15 protein-coding genes are annotated in these 14,969 nt (G+C 60.6%); 3 read left to right on the forward strand and 12 right to left on the reverse strand.

The window, feature by feature from the left end:
• Nucleotides 1-85: 85 nt before the first annotated feature.
• The 11 genes from ACYVI2_RS09560 to ACYVI2_RS09610 form a co-directional block, all read right to left on the reverse strand.
• On the reverse strand, nucleotides 86-511 hold the full coding sequence (locus ACYVI2_RS09560) for a F0F1 ATP synthase subunit epsilon (protein ID WP_415818921.1): 426 nt from the start codon (nucleotides 509-511) through the stop codon (nucleotides 86-88).
• A 9-nt stretch (nucleotides 512-520) separates the two neighbouring features.
• Nucleotides 521-1,921, reverse strand: a complete 1,401-nt coding sequence (gene atpD, locus ACYVI2_RS09565; protein ID WP_415818922.1) for a F0F1 ATP synthase subunit beta — start codon at nucleotides 1,919-1,921, stop codon at nucleotides 521-523.
• Between the two features lie 43 nt (nucleotides 1,922-1,964).
• Nucleotides 1,965-2,870, reverse strand: coding sequence for a F0F1 ATP synthase subunit gamma (gene atpG / locus ACYVI2_RS09570; RefSeq protein WP_415818923.1), 906 nt, complete (start codon nucleotides 2,868-2,870; stop codon nucleotides 1,965-1,967).
• Nucleotides 2,871-2,970: 100 nt separating this feature from the next.
• Complete coding sequence (gene atpA / locus ACYVI2_RS09575) at nucleotides 2,971-4,512, reverse strand: F0F1 ATP synthase subunit alpha (protein ID WP_415818924.1); 1,542 nt, start codon at nucleotides 4,510-4,512, stop codon at nucleotides 2,971-2,973.
• A gap of 39 nt (nucleotides 4,513-4,551) precedes the next feature.
• The gene (locus ACYVI2_RS09580) at nucleotides 4,552-5,091 is read right to left on the reverse strand and encodes a F0F1 ATP synthase subunit delta (protein ID WP_415818925.1); all 540 of its coding nucleotides are present in this window, start codon (nucleotides 5,089-5,091) and stop codon (nucleotides 4,552-4,554) included.
• 12 nt (nucleotides 5,092-5,103) lie between these two features.
• Entirely contained in the window at nucleotides 5,104-5,574 is a 471-nt protein-coding gene (locus tag ACYVI2_RS09585; protein ID WP_415818926.1) for a F0F1 ATP synthase subunit B, read from the reverse strand.
• 149 nt (nucleotides 5,575-5,723) lie between these two features.
• Nucleotides 5,724-5,966 carry a F0F1 ATP synthase subunit C gene (gene atpE, locus ACYVI2_RS09590; RefSeq protein ID WP_003815363.1) on the reverse strand — a complete coding sequence of 81 codons (243 nt, stop codon included), beginning with the start codon at nucleotides 5,964-5,966 and terminating at the stop codon, nucleotides 5,724-5,726.
• Nucleotides 5,967-6,082: 116 nt separating this feature from the next.
• Nucleotides 6,083-6,964 carry a F0F1 ATP synthase subunit A gene (atpB, locus tag ACYVI2_RS09595; RefSeq protein WP_415818927.1) on the reverse strand — a complete coding sequence of 294 codons (882 nt, stop codon included), beginning with the start codon at nucleotides 6,962-6,964 and terminating at the stop codon, nucleotides 6,083-6,085.
• A gap of 68 nt (nucleotides 6,965-7,032) precedes the next feature.
• Nucleotides 7,033-7,464, reverse strand: a complete 432-nt coding sequence (locus ACYVI2_RS09600) for an ATP synthase subunit I (protein ID WP_415818928.1) — start codon at nucleotides 7,462-7,464, stop codon at nucleotides 7,033-7,035.
• A 179-nt stretch (nucleotides 7,465-7,643) separates the two neighbouring features.
• Nucleotides 7,644-9,212, reverse strand: coding sequence for a DUF1254 domain-containing protein (locus ACYVI2_RS09605; protein ID WP_415818929.1), 1,569 nt, complete (start codon nucleotides 9,210-9,212; stop codon nucleotides 7,644-7,646).
• Nucleotides 9,213-9,360: 148 nt separating this feature from the next.
• The gene (locus tag ACYVI2_RS09610) at nucleotides 9,361-10,137 is read right to left on the reverse strand and encodes an enoyl-CoA hydratase (protein ID WP_415818930.1); all 777 of its coding nucleotides are present in this window, start codon (nucleotides 10,135-10,137) and stop codon (nucleotides 9,361-9,363) included.
• Between the two features lie 37 nt (nucleotides 10,138-10,174).
• Between ACYVI2_RS09610 and ACYVI2_RS09615 the strand changes: the two genes are divergently transcribed.
• Complete coding sequence (locus ACYVI2_RS09615) at nucleotides 10,175-11,941, forward strand: M61 family metallopeptidase (RefSeq protein ID WP_415818931.1); 1,767 nt, start codon at nucleotides 10,175-10,177, stop codon at nucleotides 11,939-11,941.
• Nucleotides 11,942-11,980: 39 nt separating this feature from the next.
• Here the strand turns inward: ACYVI2_RS09615 and ACYVI2_RS09620 are convergent, their stop codons facing one another.
• On the reverse strand, nucleotides 11,981-12,886 hold the full coding sequence (locus ACYVI2_RS09620) for a LysR substrate-binding domain-containing protein (RefSeq protein WP_415818932.1): 906 nt from the start codon (nucleotides 12,884-12,886) through the stop codon (nucleotides 11,981-11,983).
• A 192-nt stretch (nucleotides 12,887-13,078) separates the two neighbouring features.
• Between ACYVI2_RS09620 and ACYVI2_RS09625 the strand changes: the two genes are divergently transcribed.
• The gene (locus ACYVI2_RS09625) at nucleotides 13,079-14,041 is read left to right on the forward strand and encodes a Bug family tripartite tricarboxylate transporter substrate binding protein (protein WP_415818933.1); all 963 of its coding nucleotides are present in this window, start codon (nucleotides 13,079-13,081) and stop codon (nucleotides 14,039-14,041) included.
• A 103-nt stretch (nucleotides 14,042-14,144) separates the two neighbouring features.
• The gene (locus ACYVI2_RS09630) at nucleotides 14,145-14,906 is read left to right on the forward strand and encodes a maleate cis-trans isomerase family protein (RefSeq protein WP_415818934.1); all 762 of its coding nucleotides are present in this window, start codon (nucleotides 14,145-14,147) and stop codon (nucleotides 14,904-14,906) included.
• Nucleotides 14,907-14,969 lie beyond the last annotated feature (63 nt).

The raw sequence follows: 14,969 nt of genomic DNA on the forward strand, positions 1-14,969 counted from the left end.
AAAAAGGCAGCCATGAGGCTGCCTTTTCTGCTTGCTCGAAAGTATTGCCCCTGACGATCAACGTCAGGGAAGCATACCGTCGTGCTTAGTGCGTACTGCGAGTCTGGCGCAATTTGCGTGCTGCCACGGCCTGGGCTGCCAACATGGCCAGCTCGGCTTCGACAACGGCGATATCGGCCTTGTCCTTGGCGTTGCGCAGGGCTTCTTCGGCCTTGGCGCGTGCCTCAACGGCACGGGCTTCGTCCAGATCGGCGGCGCGAATGGCCGTATCGGCCAACACCGTCACCGAACCCGGCTGCACTTCCAAGATGCCCCCGGCGACGAAGATGTTTTCCTCGGCGCCATCGGGACGGACGATTTTGACCGTACCAGGGCGTATGCGCGAAATCAGCGGGGTGTGGCCGGGCAGAATGCCCAGCTCACCCGCCTCGCCAGGCAGGGTCACGAACTTTGCCTCACCGGCAAAGATCGCTTCTTCTGCGCTGACGACATCCACATGCAGGGTAGCCATATCAGATCCTTATTGCAGTTTCTTGGCCTTCTCGAAGGCTTCGTCGATGGTACCGACCATGTAGAAAGCCTGCTCGGGCAACGCATCGCACTCGCCGTCGACGATCATCTTGAAACCACGGATGGTTTCGGCCAGCGGCACGTATTTACCAGGCGAGCCGGTGAAGACTTCGGCCACGTGGAACGGCTGCGACAGGAAACGCTGGATCTTACGCGCACGGGCCACGGCTTGCTTGTCGTCGGGCGACAGTTCGTCCATACCCAGAATCGCAATGATGTCGCGCAGTTCTTTGTAGCGCTGCAGGGTTTGCTGCACGCCACGGGCCACGGCGTAGTGCTCTTCGCCCACGACTTGCGGGTCGAGCTGACGGCTGGACGAATCCAGCGGATCCACGGCCGGGTAGATACCCAGTGCAGCGATGTCACGCGACAGCACCACGGTCGAGTCCAAATGCTGGAAGGTCGTGGCAGGCGACGGGTCGGTCAAGTCATCCGCAGGCACGTACACGGCCTGGATCGAGGTGATCGAACCGGTCTTGGTCGAGGTGATGCGCTCTTGCAGCACGCCCATTTCCTCAGCCAGCGTCGGCTGGTAACCCACGGCGGAAGGCATACGGCCCAGCAGTGCCGAAACCTCGGTACCGGCCAGGGTGTAACGGTAGATGTTGTCAACGAAGAACAGGATGTCACGGCCTTCGTCGCGGAACTTCTCGGCCATCGTCAGGCCGGTCAGTGCCACACGCAGACGGTTACCCGGGGGTTCGTTCATCTGACCGAACACCATGGCGACCTTGTCCAACACGTTGGACTCTTCCATTTCGTGGTAGAAGTCGTTGCCTTCGCGGGTACGTTCGCCCACCCCGGCAAACACCGACAAACCGCTGTGCTGTTTGGCGATGTTGTTGATCAGCTCCATCATGTTGACGGTCTTGCCCACACCGGCGCCGCCGAACAGACCGACCTTACCGCCCTTGGCGAACGGGCAGACCAAGTCGATAACCTTGATGCCGGTTTCGAGCAGTTCGACCGAAGGCGACAGCTCGTCGAAACGCGGAGCAGCCTGGTGAATGGCGCGCTTTTCTTCGGATTGGATGGGGCCGGCTTCGTCGATGGGACGGCCGAGCACGTCCATGATGCGGCCCAGCGTGCCGTGACCGACGGGCACCGAGATCGGCGCGCCGGTGCCCACGACCGTCATGCCGCGGCGTAGGCCGTCGCTGGAGCCCAGGGCGATGGTACGTACCACGCCGTCGCCCAGCTGTTGTTGGACTTCCAGGGTGAGACCCTTTTCAGCGAACGGCGACGAGTCGTCGGTCAGCGTGAGGGCTTCGTAAATCTTGGGCATGTGATCGCGGGGGAACTGAATATCCACCACGGCGCCGATGCACTGAACGATGGTTCCGTTGCTCATGTCGATTCCTTGCTTGATAGCTTTTTGACGGGATGCAGCCTGCTTACACAGCGGCCGCGCCCCCTACGATTTCCGAAATTTCCTTGGTGATCGCCGCCTGACGGGTCTTGTTGTAGACCAGTTGCAGTTCGCCGATAACCTTTTTAGCGTTGTCCGATGCGGCCTTCATGGCAACCATCCGGGCCGACTGCTCCGAAGCCATGTTTTCCGCCACGGCTTGGTACAGCAGGCCTTCGACGTAACGCTGCAACAGATCGTCGATCACGCCCTTGGCATCGGGTTCGTAGATGTAGTCCCAGCTGTAGTTCGATTTGACTTCAGAGATGTTGCTCAAAGTCTCGGCGCCCGTCTGGAAGGGATCATCCAAACCGCTGGACAGCGGCAGCAGACGCAGGAACACCGGCTCTTGCTTCATGGTGTTCACAAAGCGGGTGGCCGCTACATACAACGCGTCGATCTCGCCATTGAGGTAAGCGTCAAGCTGAACCTTGATCGCGCCCAGCAATCGGTCGAGGTCGGGCTTGTCGCCCAGTTGAACTTCGTTCGAAACCAGTTTGGCGCCGATACGAGTCAACAGACCCAGGCCTTTGTTGCCGAAAGCCGTCGCCTGCACGGCAATGCCGCGCTGTTCGAATTCTTTCAGCTTGGCCAGCGTGACGCGGCTGATGTTGGTGTTCAAGCCGCCGCACAGCCCCTTGTCGGTGGTGACCAGCACCACGCCGACCGCTTTGACGTCGCGCTCGATCAGGTACGGATGACTGTATTCGGGGTTGGCCTGCATCAAGTGCGCAGCAATTTCGCGCACCTTGTTGGCGTACGGACGGCCCGCGCGCATCCGCTCCTGCGCCTTGCGCATTTTGGATGCAGCGACCATTTCCATGGCCTTGGTGATCTTGCGCGTGTTTTGCACGCTCTTGATCTTGGTTCGGATTTCCTTGATTCCGGGCATTGCGCTTTCCTGTTGTAACGGCTCGGCGGGAGGCGGCCGGGGCTTGTCCCCGCCCTACCGTAGGGCGGGGACAAGCCCCGCCGCTACGCCAGACATTGCCTTAAAAAGCACCGTGCTTCTTGAAATCCTGGATGGCAGCAGCCAATTCGGCTTCGTCGTCCTTGGACAGTTCCTTGGTGTCTTCGACACGCTGGATCAGGCCAGCATGCTTGGCCTTGAGTTGATCCTTGAGCGCTTTTTCGAAGGGCAGAACCTGTGCCACGTCCACGTCATCCAGGTAACCGTTGTTGACGGTGTACAACGTCACGGCCAATTCCCACACTTGCAGCGGTTGATATTGAGGCTGCTTGAGCAGTTCGACCACGCGCTTGCCGCGCTCGAGCTGACGGCGCGTCGCGTCGTCAAGGTCGGAGGCGAATTGCGCGAAGGCGGCCAGTTCACGATACTGCGCCAAGTCGGTACGGATACCGCCGGACAGTTTCTTGATGACCTTGGTCTGCGCGGCACCACCCACACGCGACACCGAGATACCGGCGTTGATAGCGGGACGGACACCGGCGTTGAACAGGTCGGTTTCCAGGAAGATCTGACCGTCGGTAATCGAGATCACGTTGGTCGGCACGAAAGCCGACACGTCGCCTGCCTGGGTTTCGATGATCGGCAGCGCGGTGAGCGAGCCGGTCTTGCCCTTGACAGCGCCGTTGGTGAATTTCTCGACGTAGTCTTCGTTGACACGAGCAGCACGCTCGAGCAGACGCGAGTGCAGGTAGAACACATCACCCGGGTAGGCTTCACGGCCAGGAGGACGACGCAGCAGCAGCGAGACTTGACGATAGGCCCAGGCTTGCTTGGTCAGGTCATCATAAATGATCAGGGCATCTTCGCCGCGATCGCGGAAGTATTCGCCCATCGTGCAACCGGCGTAGGCGGCCAGGTACTGCATGGCGGCCGAGTCAGAGGCCGAGGCGGCCACGACGATGGTGTATTCCATGGCGCCGTGCTCTTCGAGCTTGCGCACCACGTTGTTAATGGTCGATGCCTTTTGACCAATGGCGACGTAGACGCAGGTAACGCCCTTGCCTTTTTGGCTGATGATGGTATCGACGGCAACAGCGGTCTTGCCGGTTTGACGGTCACCGATGATCAGTTCGCGCTGGCCGCGGCCGATAGGCACCATCGAATCGATAGCCTTGATACCGGTTTGCAGCGGTTGCGACACCGAGCGACGGGCGATCACACCCGGAGCCACTTTTTCGATGATGTCGGTTTCTTTGGCGTTGATCGGGCCTTTGCCGTCGATCGGCACGCCGAGCGTGTTGACCACACGGCCTTTCAGCTCGGGGCCCACGGGGACTTCGAGAATACGGCCGGTCGTTTTGACCTGGTCGCCTTCGGACACACCGGTGTAGTCGCCCAGAATCACGGCGCCGACGGAATCGCGCTCGAGGTTGAGCGCCAGGCCGAAGACGTTGTTGGGGAACTCGAGCATTTCACCCTGCATCACGTCGGACAGACCGTGAATGCGGGTAATGCCGTCAGTCACGGACACGACGGTGCCCTGGGTGCGAATGTCAGCCGAAGCGCCCAGGCCCTCGATGCGGCTCTTGAGCAGTTCGCTGATCTCGGAGGGATTGAGTTGCATATTGACTCCTGGAATCCTGTTTATCTGGCCGTGCGCGCGTCACGCGGCCAGCGTATCCCGCAAGCGGGCCAATTGGGCTTGTACGGAAGTATCGAGCACCTGGTCGCCGACCGCCACCCGCACGCCGCCGATGAGCGACTTGTCGACAGTGACGCTGGGACTGAGCTTGAGACCAAATTTGGTTTCGAGCGCATCGACCAGTTCTTTGACCTGGGCATCGCTGAGTTCGAACGCGCTGGTGATTTCCGCCTGCGCCGTGCCTTCGTGGCGATTTTTCAGCGCGACGAATTGTTTGGCGATGATGGGCAGCAACAGCAGACGATCGTTCGCTACCAGCAGTTCGATGAAATTACGAACCGCCTGAGGCAGCTGGGTTTTGATCAAACCGGTAAACAACTCCACGCGCTGCGCGTCTTCCAATCGGGGATCGGACATTGCTTCGCGCACGTCGGTGTTGTCGGCTACTTGGGCCAGCTCGCCGATCAGATCGGCCCAGGCCGGCAAGCCGGCCTTGTCGTCGCGTGCCGCGCTGAATAAAGCTTCGGCGTAGGGCCTGGCGACAGTGGAAAGTTCAGCCATGGCGTTCCCGGATTAAAGCTGCGCCTTGAGCTGGGTCAACAGCTCGGCGTGAGCGCGGGCGTCAACCTCGCGCTTGAGGATCTGTTCAGCACCCTTGACTGCCAGCGTAGCAACATCGTCGCGCAGGACATCACGAGCACGCTGGACTTCCTGCGCGGCATCCTGCGCCGCTTGGGCGATGATGCGGGCGCGTTCAGTTTCGGCTTCGCGGCGAGCCTGCTCGATCAGCGCGGCAGCTTGCTTTTCCGCCTCGATGATGCGGGCATGGTTTTCAGACTTGGCAGAAGCCTCGATCAGACTGACGCGCGCTTGGGCTTGGGCCAGATCGGCCTTGCCCTTCTCGGCGGCGGCCAGGCCGTCGGCGATTTTTTGGCGGCGCTCGTCCATCGCCTTCGTCAGGGGGGGCCACACGAATTTCATCGTGAACCAACCCAGAACGAAGAACACGAGCATCTGGAAAAAGATCGTCGCGTTCAGATTCACGGTCGTTCCTTTAACACCTTACGGCCCCGGGCGCACTAGTGGCGTCGCGGAGCACTCGATACTTTGCCGACCTGCAGCGGAGGATTCCGCGTACCGCCGGCGTCATGCCCGTCACCGCAGCGACGGGCGTTGCCATGAGCCGTTGGGGCTTAGCCTACGAACGGGTTGGCGAAAGCGAACAGCATGGCGATACCCACACCGATCAGGAACGCCGCGTCGATCAGGCCTGCCAACAGGAACATCTTGGTTTGCAGGGCGTTCATCAGTTCAGGCTGACGAGCCGAAGCTTCCAGGTATTTGCCGCCCATCAATGCGATGCCGATGCAAGCGCCGATAGCACCCAAACCGATGATAAGACCGCAAGCGAGAGCAACGAAAGCGACGTTGGTCATGACAACTCCTTGGTTAGAAATCTGAAGTCAAATTGTAAGAAAACGGATACTGCTTGGAATGCAAGAAAATCTTGCGTCCCGGCACGGACAAGGCTGCCCGTGCCGGGAAAAAGGGGTCAATGCCCTTCGTGAGCCTGGCCGAGATAAACCAGCGTCAGCATCATGAAGATGAAAGCCTGCAACAGCACGATCATGATGTGGAAGATGGCCCACACCGAACCGGCCAGCACATGGCCAATACCGAAACCAACGCTGGCAGCGTTCAGGCCCGTCCAGGCACCGCCCAACAGAGCGATGAGCATGAACACGAGTTCGCCAGCGAACATGTTGCCGAACAACCGCATCCCCAGCGACACCGATTTCGCGGCGTATTCGATCAGGTTGAGCAGGAAGTTGGCAGGCGCCAGCAGCAGCGCACCGATGCCATGCGCATGGAACGGAGCGGTGAAGAGTTCTTTGAGGAAGCCGCCCGGATGCTTGATCTTGATGCCGTAGTAGAACATCAGCAGCAACACGCCCAGCGCCATGCCCATCGGCACGTTCAGGTCAGCGGTAGGAAGAATACGGTGGTAGTAGATGGGATCGCCGTGGTGTGCACCCAGACCCGTCCAGCGCATGAGGGAGGGCAGCAGGTCAACCGGGATCAAGTCGAGCGCGTTCATCAGGACGATCCAGATGAAAACGGTCAGCGCCAACGGCGCGATGAACAGACGGCTCTTGGCGTTATGGACGATGCCCTTGGCCTGCTCGTCGACCATGTCGACGATCATTTCGACAAAAGCCTGGAAACGGCCGGGTACACCGGAGGTCGCACGACGGGCAGCAGCCCAGAGGAACAGAACGGCAGCCAACCCCATCAGCACGGACCAGAATATCGAGTCGTAGTTGATGACGTCGAACTGGGCGATAACGGATTGTTTCTCGCCAATATTGTTCAGATGCACCAGATGGTGCTGTATATACGCGGACTGAGGCGATACGTCGCTGGCGGCTGCCATTTGAACCCTACCCTGTTTGCTGTGTGGCCGGCTCTCGCGAACCGACCGTTTGCATGATTTCTAAGCAACTACGACAACTTGCGGAACATCAACAGCAGAAGATAGCCCTTGAGCGTGAAAGCCAAGCCCAGCAGCACCGCCGGCCAAACCAGCCAGTCGTGCGCAACTCGAGCCAGCAGCCACAACAGCAATGCCGTCATGAGCAGCTTGACCATCTCACCGAGGAAAAAGGTAACAGGACTCGCCCGGCCCGATTTGAGCACGTTCACGAGTAACCGCAACGCAAATAATGCGTTGGGTACAAAATACGCCCCTGCTCCCGCCAGCGCTGACCAACCAGCCGCCGTCCCCGCAATGATCCCCGCAATTGCCGCTGCTGCGAGCCCCATGGCCCCCTGCGCCGCCAATACCCTCAAGAGCCCTCGGCAAGCCTGAGCATCAAGTGCCGCGCGATCGGCATCAGTAAGCACCGGATTTTGTTCTACCAGGCTTTGTTGCATCAGGATTCCCCGCTCTTGCGCTAAAGACGTGCGCGGTGGTTCACCACACGTGTTATCCCGCAAGCGTCAAACCCGTAAAGTATAGCGGGTTTTTCCCTAGTCGAGCAAATCAAAAGATAGTCGGCGGCCAAGGAATTGGTGCCGGAGGCAACGATACAACACCGTTGCCTCCGGAGAGCTCAATCGCGCTCTACAGGCGGGGGCGCCCACTCGCCGTCCAAAGCCAGATCTTTAGGCCAGTACAGACGCATGCTGAGGCTGAAATGTCCCTGGTCTGGGGTTGGCAACCAGTTCGCCCTCTTGCCGTCCCCCGGATCGTCTGGCGAGATGTAGATATCCAGCGACCCGTCCGCGTTGTATTTCAACGGATCCGTACTGCGCACCGTATATCGGCCAGCACGATTCGGAGCCAGGTTGTTCGCCTCGTTATATAAGGTCAGCGACCACGAGGCATTGACCGGCGGCAATTGCCCCTTGTCAAAGTGGAGGATGTAGTCATCGTCGCTGCGCAACCGCCTGCCGTCGTCATCGACGGCTGTGACCGGATACAGCGCCTCGCTCGGCGTGGTTGCGCCCAACCCGGCGTAGGCAATGGCCGCGCGGCGGACATAGTCGGTGCCATACGTCCCAATGCCCGACAACACGGTATTCCAGCCATTCAAGGGGGTGCCCAGTCGGGTCACCGTGTCAGCAATACGGCGGCCGGCCACCGTCCGGGCATCGTCCAGCGCTTGCTTCACGGCCGGATCGAGCCGGTCGTAAGAAAACGGCTGCGACCCCGCCAGGCCGATGCGTTGCATGCGGGTCAGAATAGCGTTGTCGTTATCGTGCGGCGGATTCGTGCGCAACAACTCCGCAAACAGGGTAAAGAACGTGGCAGGAGACATCGACGCGACCTGCTGCCCGGCAGACCCTTGGGGCTCCCACGTCACGTAGGACGTGGACGTCATGGAGGGCGACGCAGATCCGGTCAATGCGTGCCCGGTACCGGGGACTTGTTGCTGCGGCCATGTCGCCGGCTTGGCTGCGCCGCGCCGGAGCGGTGTCACTAGGCTGGGCGCAGGAGCAGCCGCCGCCACAGGCGTAGCCGTCATACTCGCCTGAAACTGATTTACTGCCCCGTACTCAGCCGGACCACCGGTCTGAATGCGTGCGATCAACCAGCCGGTGCCGGTAGGACTGCGCACGACATCGGTGCCAAATGGCGCGTGTCCCTGCCAGTTCGGGCCGACGATCATGAAAGCCTGCTCGCCATTACCCGTCACGCGGGTGCCTCGTGACGCATATTCGTCCGACCACATGTCCAGCAGTGATAGCGCGTAGTAACGGCCACCCGAGGCAGGCACGCGAATGAGCAGGGGCTGATAGCTGACGTCGTACCAAAGATTGGAATACAACATATCGGCACTCGGCCAACCGACATCGGTCGCACCGGGCTCCGGAAATGCGGTGCGATGACCGAACCGATTCATCGGCGCCCTGCCCGCCAGCGGATTTTGTACCTGCGTCGAGGCACGCCGCGTTGCCTCCATCAAGACCATCGGATAGGCATAGAGATAGGCATCAACGGCAATCTCATGCAGCTCTTGGGCCGACACGGCGGGACTGACAACCGGTGCCTGAGACACCATCCGCATCGACGGCTGCGGCGACTGTGCCCATGCGGCGCAAGCAAAACCGGCGCTCAATGCAATGGCGAGTATGGCTTGGGACCGGTGTGTAGACCGGGAGACAACGCGGTAAGGCATGGAGGGCTCCTTGTTCGTTATAGGAAAACGAGCCGGCCATCCCGTCTCCAGGACGGCCTCTTCGGCATCACGCGTTAACAGAATAGGCCCGGATGCGATCATCCGGGGTAACACAAAGGTTACAGGCCGCAACTACTGTGAGGCGCCATTAGCGGTGCTTGAAGGCGGGTGGACGTTTTTCCACGAAGGCTGCCATGCCTTCTTTTTGGTCTTCGGTACCAAACAGGGAATGGAATACACGGCGCTCGAACAAGAGGCCCTCGTTCAGCGAGGACTCGAACGCGCGGTTGACACATTCCTTGGCCATCATGACCGAGGGCAATGACATCGAGGCGATCACTGTCGCCGCCTCGATCGCCTCGTCCAACAGTTTGTCCGCCGGCACAATGCGGGACACCAGCCCCGCGCGTTCGGCCTCCTCGGCGCCCATCATACGGGCCGTCAGCGCCAGATCCATGGCTTTGGCCTTGCCCACGGCGCGCGGCAGACGCTGCGTCCCACCGGCCCCGGGGATGACGCCCAGCTTGATTTCCGGCTGGCCGAATTTCGCCGTATCGGAGGCAATGAGGATGTCGCACATCATGGCCAGCTCGCAGCCGCCGCCCAGGGCGTAGCCCGAAACCGCGGCGATGACGGGTTTGCGGATACGCTTGAGGGTTTCCCAATTGCGGGTAATGTATTCGCTGCCGTAGACATCCATGTACGACCAGTCTTTCATGGCGCCGATGTCGGCGCCGGCGGCAAACGCCTTTTCGCTGCCGGTGATGACGATTGCGCCGATGCCCTCGTCGGCCTCGAACGCCAGCAGGGCGGCGCCCAGCTCATTCATCAATTGGTCGTTCAGCGCGTTGAGCGCCTTGGGGCGATTCAACGTCAACAAGCCCACCCGGCCACGGGTCTCTACCAACACAAACGACTCGCTCATCAACTGTCTCCTGAATAAGTGCAAGTAAGATAATGGAATGGACACATCCGTAATTTACCGCCTCGAGCCCCACGATCCCGCCGGCCATCGCTACCGGATTACCCTGACGATACCGGAGCCCGATCCGGCCGGCCAGCGCCTGACCCTGCCGGCCTGGATCCCAGGCAGCTATCTGATCCGCGATTTCTCGCGCCAGATCGAGACGCTGCGTGCCCGCGCCGGCGGCCGGCCGGTCGCCGTCACCAAATCGGACAACCATACTTGGCAAGCCTCTCCGTGTACGGGGCCGCTGCAGGTGGACTACGTTGTCTATGCCTGGGACTTGTCCGTGCGCGGCGCGCATCTGGATGAAACTCACGGCTTTTTCAATGGGACGAGTGTTTTTCTGCGCGTAGAAGGCCAGGATCACAAGCCGTGCCTGCTGGATCTGGCGCCGCCCCGCGGCATCGAGAGCTGGAAGGTCTATACCAGTCTGCCCGAGGCGCAAGGCTATCGCGGCGCGGCACGCCGGCACGGATTCGGCCTGTACCGCGCGCCCGATTACGATGCCCTGATTGACCACCCCGTGGAAATGGGTACGCCCCAGGTTGCCCGATTTACTGCTCACGGCGCCGAACACGAATTGGTCTTTACGGGCGTGATCCCGAAGTTGGACTTGGCGCGCATCACCGAAGACGCCCGCCGCATCTGCGAAACGCAAATCGCGTTTTTCGAGCCTCGGACCAAGCGCGCGCCATTCCTGGACAGCAGCGATCGCTATGTGTTCATGACCATGGTCGTTGGCGATGGCTACGGCGGACTGGAACATCGCGCCAGCACCGCGTTGATGGCGTCGCGCAAGGATCTGCCCGTCATCGGCCAGCAAGGCCAGGGCGAAGGTTATCGCACATTTCTAGGCTTGGTCAGCCACGAGTACTTCCACACCTGGAATGTCAAACGGATCAAACCAGCGGCCTTTGTGCCATACGGTTTGCAGCAACCGGACCTGACCAGGCTGTTGTGGGTATTCGAAGGATTTACTTCGTATTACGACGACCTGATGCTGCTGCGCTCGGGAACGATAGGTTTGCCCGATTATCTGCGCCTGCTGGGCAAGACCATCACCGGCGTGGCGCGCTCGCCAGGGCGCCACAAACAATCTGTGGCGGAGAGCTCGTTCGACGCCTGGACGCGCTATTACAAGCAGGACGAGAACTCGCCGAACGCGCTGGTCAGCTATTACACCAAGGGCTCTTTGGTTGCGCTGGGCCTGGATCTGCTGATCCGGCGCGACAGCGCCGGGACGCACTCGCTGGATGATGTCATGCGACTGCTGTGGCAACGTTATGGCCGGGCCTTTTATCAGGGCCAGGCTCAAGGTCTGGGCGAGGATGACCTGCCTGCCCTGATCCGCGAAGCCACGGGCGTCGATACCCGCCGCTTTATCACGCGCTATGCCTACGGCACCGCCGACGTACCGCTGGCCGAACTGCTCGAGCCTCACGGTATTGCCATGAATTGGAAAGCCGCGCTCAACATTCCGTCGCTGGATGTGCGCACGCGCAAGCAAGGCGACACGTTGACGCTGGCAACGGTGCTGGAGGGCGGGGCTGGCCATAAAGGCGGCCTATCCGCGGGCGACGTACTGGTTGCGGTTGACGGTCTGCGCGTCGATGCCCCCGCGGGATTGGACCAGTTGCTCGCTCAATATCGGCCCGGGGAACGGGTGACTATTCACGTATTCCGGCGCGACGAGTTGCGCGCATTCCAGGTCAGGCTGGCCGCGCCCGAACTGCTGGATTGTGTCTTGACGACGGCGGCGTAACACCTCGCCGGAGGGCAATAGACGCAGGCGCCGCCCAGGCTATCCACAGCCCGGGATGGGGCGCTGCTCTTGCCCTATTTCTACTGCGGCCCGTAAAAAGGGCTCCAGCGCTCGCCGCTCGCCCTGTCTGTGGGTCACGGCATAGACCATGCCATTGACCAGATTGGCGGGCAAGGCACACACCGCAATACGATCACCGAACTGCTGGCAGGCTGAACGTGGCACCAGGGCCACGCCCAGGCCTGCTTCGACCAGCGCCAATTGCGCCGGCACCTCGGCAACCGTCTGGGCCACTCGAAGCGCCACCCCTGCCTGCGCGCAAGCCTGGACCAACGCACGAGCGAATCCCGAGGTCTCCTGGCGCAACATCACAAATGTCTCATTCGCCAGATCCGCAAGCTTCAGACGTCGGCGGTTTGATAGTGCGTGCCCGCGCGGCAATGCCGCCATCACCGGATCGGACCACAAGGGCACGGACTGCAACACCTCATCATCGACTTTGGTCCGAGAGATGCTGACGTCGATGCGATGGCCTCGCAAGGCCTCAAGCTGGGCAGCCGGATTCATCTCGTTCAGCAATACCGAAACCTGAGGATGCCTCTGCGTGTAACGCGCGATCAATGCCGGCACCGGCCCCATGAAGTGGGAACCGGACAGGCCGATCTCGATGCGGCCCGCGAACCCCTGATCCACATCGCGCGCCCGCAGCGTCGCGTCGGCAAGACGGCCTAGCGTGAGACGCACATCATTCAGGAACGCCGCGCCTGCTTCGGTCAAAGCCACACGCCGGTTATTCCGATCAAACAGACGCACATCCAACTCTCGTTCCAGCTGCGCAATCTGCAGGCTCAACGGCGGCTGTGAAATATGCAACCGCGCGGCGGCACGGGTGAAGTTCAGCTCTTCTGCCAATACGGCGAAATAACGGAGTTGGCGTAGTTCCATGAGATGAACCGTCAAGGAGGTGATGTCAAACAAGATCGGAGATCGCTGCGGCGAACGTACCATACGATCACGAGGAATAATTTGCCAAAGATATCAAATAAGACAAAAACGATATTGGAAACTATTGTTCCGCGGGTGCAAAATGAACCTGAATCTTCCCTATAGAACGCAGAAAAACACTACGAGACGCCGATGCAGAAGCTATTTGCAGCCACCATCCTCGTTGCGATGACCCTCACAGCCCAGGCGGCCGACGATTTCCCTACCCGTACGGTGACACTGGTCGTCCCCAACCCTCCCGGCGGGCTGGTCGATACCTCGGCACGCATCGTCGCCGAACCTCTGAGCACCGCGTTAGGCAAAACCGTGGTCGTGGAAAACAAGGACGGTGGCAGCGGCAATATCGCCTATCAAGCCGTGGCCAGATCCCAGCCCGATGGCTATACGCTGCTGGTCTCGTACTCCGCCTATCACGTGGGCAACCCCAACCTGAGCAACAATCTGCCTTGGGCACCGAAAGATTTTGTGCCGGTGGGTCTCATCACGATCTCCAGCAATGTGATCGCGGTCAATCCTTCCAAAATCAAGGCCGCCACGCTGACGGACTTTATCAACGAGGTGAAACAGTCCCCGGGTGCAATCAACTATGCCTCGCAGGGCGTAGGCTCGGTATCGCACCTGGGAACCGAGGTTTTCAAGCAACAGACCGGGGCCGACATGACGCACGTTCCCTATCGCGGCTCTGGCGCTGCGATCAAGGATGTACTGGCGGGCAATGTCCAGGTTTTCATCACAACGCCCCCTTCCGTCATGGGTCACGTGCAAACCGGCAAACTGCGAGCGCTGGCCGTCACCAGCAACAAGCGCCACCCCATGTTGCCCGACGTACCGACAACGGCCGAAGCCGGCTTGCCCGGCTATCAGTTGGAGTCGTGGGTCGCATTGTTCGCGCCGGCTGGCACACCACAGCCGGTCATCGACAAGCTGGCGACCAGCGTCGAGGCCGCACTCAAACAAGCATCTACTCAGCAAAACGCGCAAGCTGCCGGCATCGAGGCTCGTTTCGAAGGGCCAGCGACACTGCAAAAACGCGTCGATACTGAACTGGCTTATTGGAAACGTACCGTGGCAGAGGCAGGCATCAGCGCCGAATAACGCACCGGCGATCCGCCCTTTCCGTCCGTTCTGACATTACACCTTCTGTGTTCCGCCCTGCTGGGCGGCAGGGCGCGTTGCGCCTTTTTTCTGGAGATTTCATATGACCTCGTCGCCCCGTACCATTCGTATCGGCCAAATCGTTCCGAGCTCCAATACAACCATGGAAACGGAAATCCCCGCGATGTTGCGGCGGCGCGAGGCCTTTGCCCCCGAGCGTTACACCTTTCATTCCAGCCGGATGCGGATGAAGCAGGTCACCGCCGCGGAACTAGCCTCGATGGACAAGGAGTCCGACCGCTGCGCACAAGAACTGTCGGATGCCCGCGTCGACGTTCTGGGCTATGCCTGCCTGGTAGCCATCATGAGCCAAGGCCTGGGCTATCACCGAGTTTCCCAAGAACGTTTACACCAGGCCACCGTCGACAACGGGGGGCCTGCCCCGGTCATCTCCAGCGCAGGTGCGCTGGTCGAAGGCCTGCATGCCATCGGCGCGCGCAAAGTCGCGATTTTGACCCCCTACATGAAGCCCCTGACCAAATTGGTCGTGGACTACATCGAAAACGAAGGCATCGAAGTTCTCGACAGTGTGTCCCTGGAAATTCCGGACAATCTGCAGGTCGGCGCCCAAAACCCGCTGGCGCCAGCCGAGCACGTCAACCGCCTGAACACGCGTGGCGTGGATGCCGTCGTACTGTCGGCCTGCGTACAAATGCCGTCGCTGGCGTCGATTCAGCCGGTGCAGGACCGGCTGGGCCTGCCGGTCATCACGGCTGCTGCCGCGACGGTTTATCGCATGTTGCAGGTGCTGGAGCTGGAGACCCGCGTCCCGGACGCCGGTGAACTCCTGACCGGCAAATACTGAGACGCGAGACGGCACATCGGGCAAGGCCGTGCCAGGCGCATCACGAGCGCGACAAGCGGGTGC

It is taken from the genome of Bordetella tumbae (genome assembly GCF_054780995.1).

What these genes read in the sequence shown, in the direction of transcription:
- ACYVI2_RS09605 (WP_415818929.1), bottom strand. Translation starts at nt 9,212, where the DNA reads ATGCCTTACCGCGTTGTCTCCCGGTCTACACACCGGTCCCAAGCCATA.
- ACYVI2_RS09600 (WP_415818928.1), bottom strand. Translation starts at nt 7,464, where the DNA reads ATGCAACAAAGCCTGGTAGAACAAAATCCGGTGCTTACTGATGCCGAT.
- ACYVI2_RS09610 (WP_415818930.1), bottom strand. Translation starts at nt 10,137, where the DNA reads ATGAGCGAGTCGTTTGTGTTGGTAGAGACCCGTGGCCGGGTGGGCTTG.
- ACYVI2_RS09615 (WP_415818931.1), top strand. Translation starts at nt 10,175, where the DNA reads ATGGACACATCCGTAATTTACCGCCTCGAGCCCCACGATCCCGCCGGC.
- ACYVI2_RS09625 (WP_415818933.1), top strand. Translation starts at nt 13,079, where the DNA reads ATGCAGAAGCTATTTGCAGCCACCATCCTCGTTGCGATGACCCTCACA.
- atpB (WP_415818927.1), bottom strand. Translation starts at nt 6,964, where the DNA reads ATGGCAGCCGCCAGCGACGTATCGCCTCAGTCCGCGTATATACAGCAC.
- ACYVI2_RS09580 (WP_415818925.1), bottom strand. Translation starts at nt 5,091, where the DNA reads ATGGCTGAACTTTCCACTGTCGCCAGGCCCTACGCCGAAGCTTTATTC.
- ACYVI2_RS09630 (WP_415818934.1), top strand. Translation starts at nt 14,145, where the DNA reads ATGACCTCGTCGCCCCGTACCATTCGTATCGGCCAAATCGTTCCGAGC.
- atpD (WP_415818922.1), bottom strand. Translation starts at nt 1,921, where the DNA reads ATGAGCAACGGAACCATCGTTCAGTGCATCGGCGCCGTGGTGGATATT.
- ACYVI2_RS09620 (WP_415818932.1), bottom strand. Translation starts at nt 12,886, where the DNA reads ATGGAACTACGCCAACTCCGTTATTTCGCCGTATTGGCAGAAGAGCTG.
- atpE (WP_003815363.1), bottom strand. Translation starts at nt 5,966, where the DNA reads ATGACCAACGTCGCTTTCGTTGCTCTCGCTTGCGGTCTTATCATCGGT.
- atpG (WP_415818923.1), bottom strand. Translation starts at nt 2,870, where the DNA reads ATGCCCGGAATCAAGGAAATCCGAACCAAGATCAAGAGCGTGCAAAAC.
- ACYVI2_RS09560 (WP_415818921.1), bottom strand. Translation starts at nt 511, where the DNA reads ATGGCTACCCTGCATGTGGATGTCGTCAGCGCAGAAGAAGCGATCTTT.
- atpA (WP_415818924.1), bottom strand. Translation starts at nt 4,512, where the DNA reads ATGCAACTCAATCCCTCCGAGATCAGCGAACTGCTCAAGAGCCGCATC.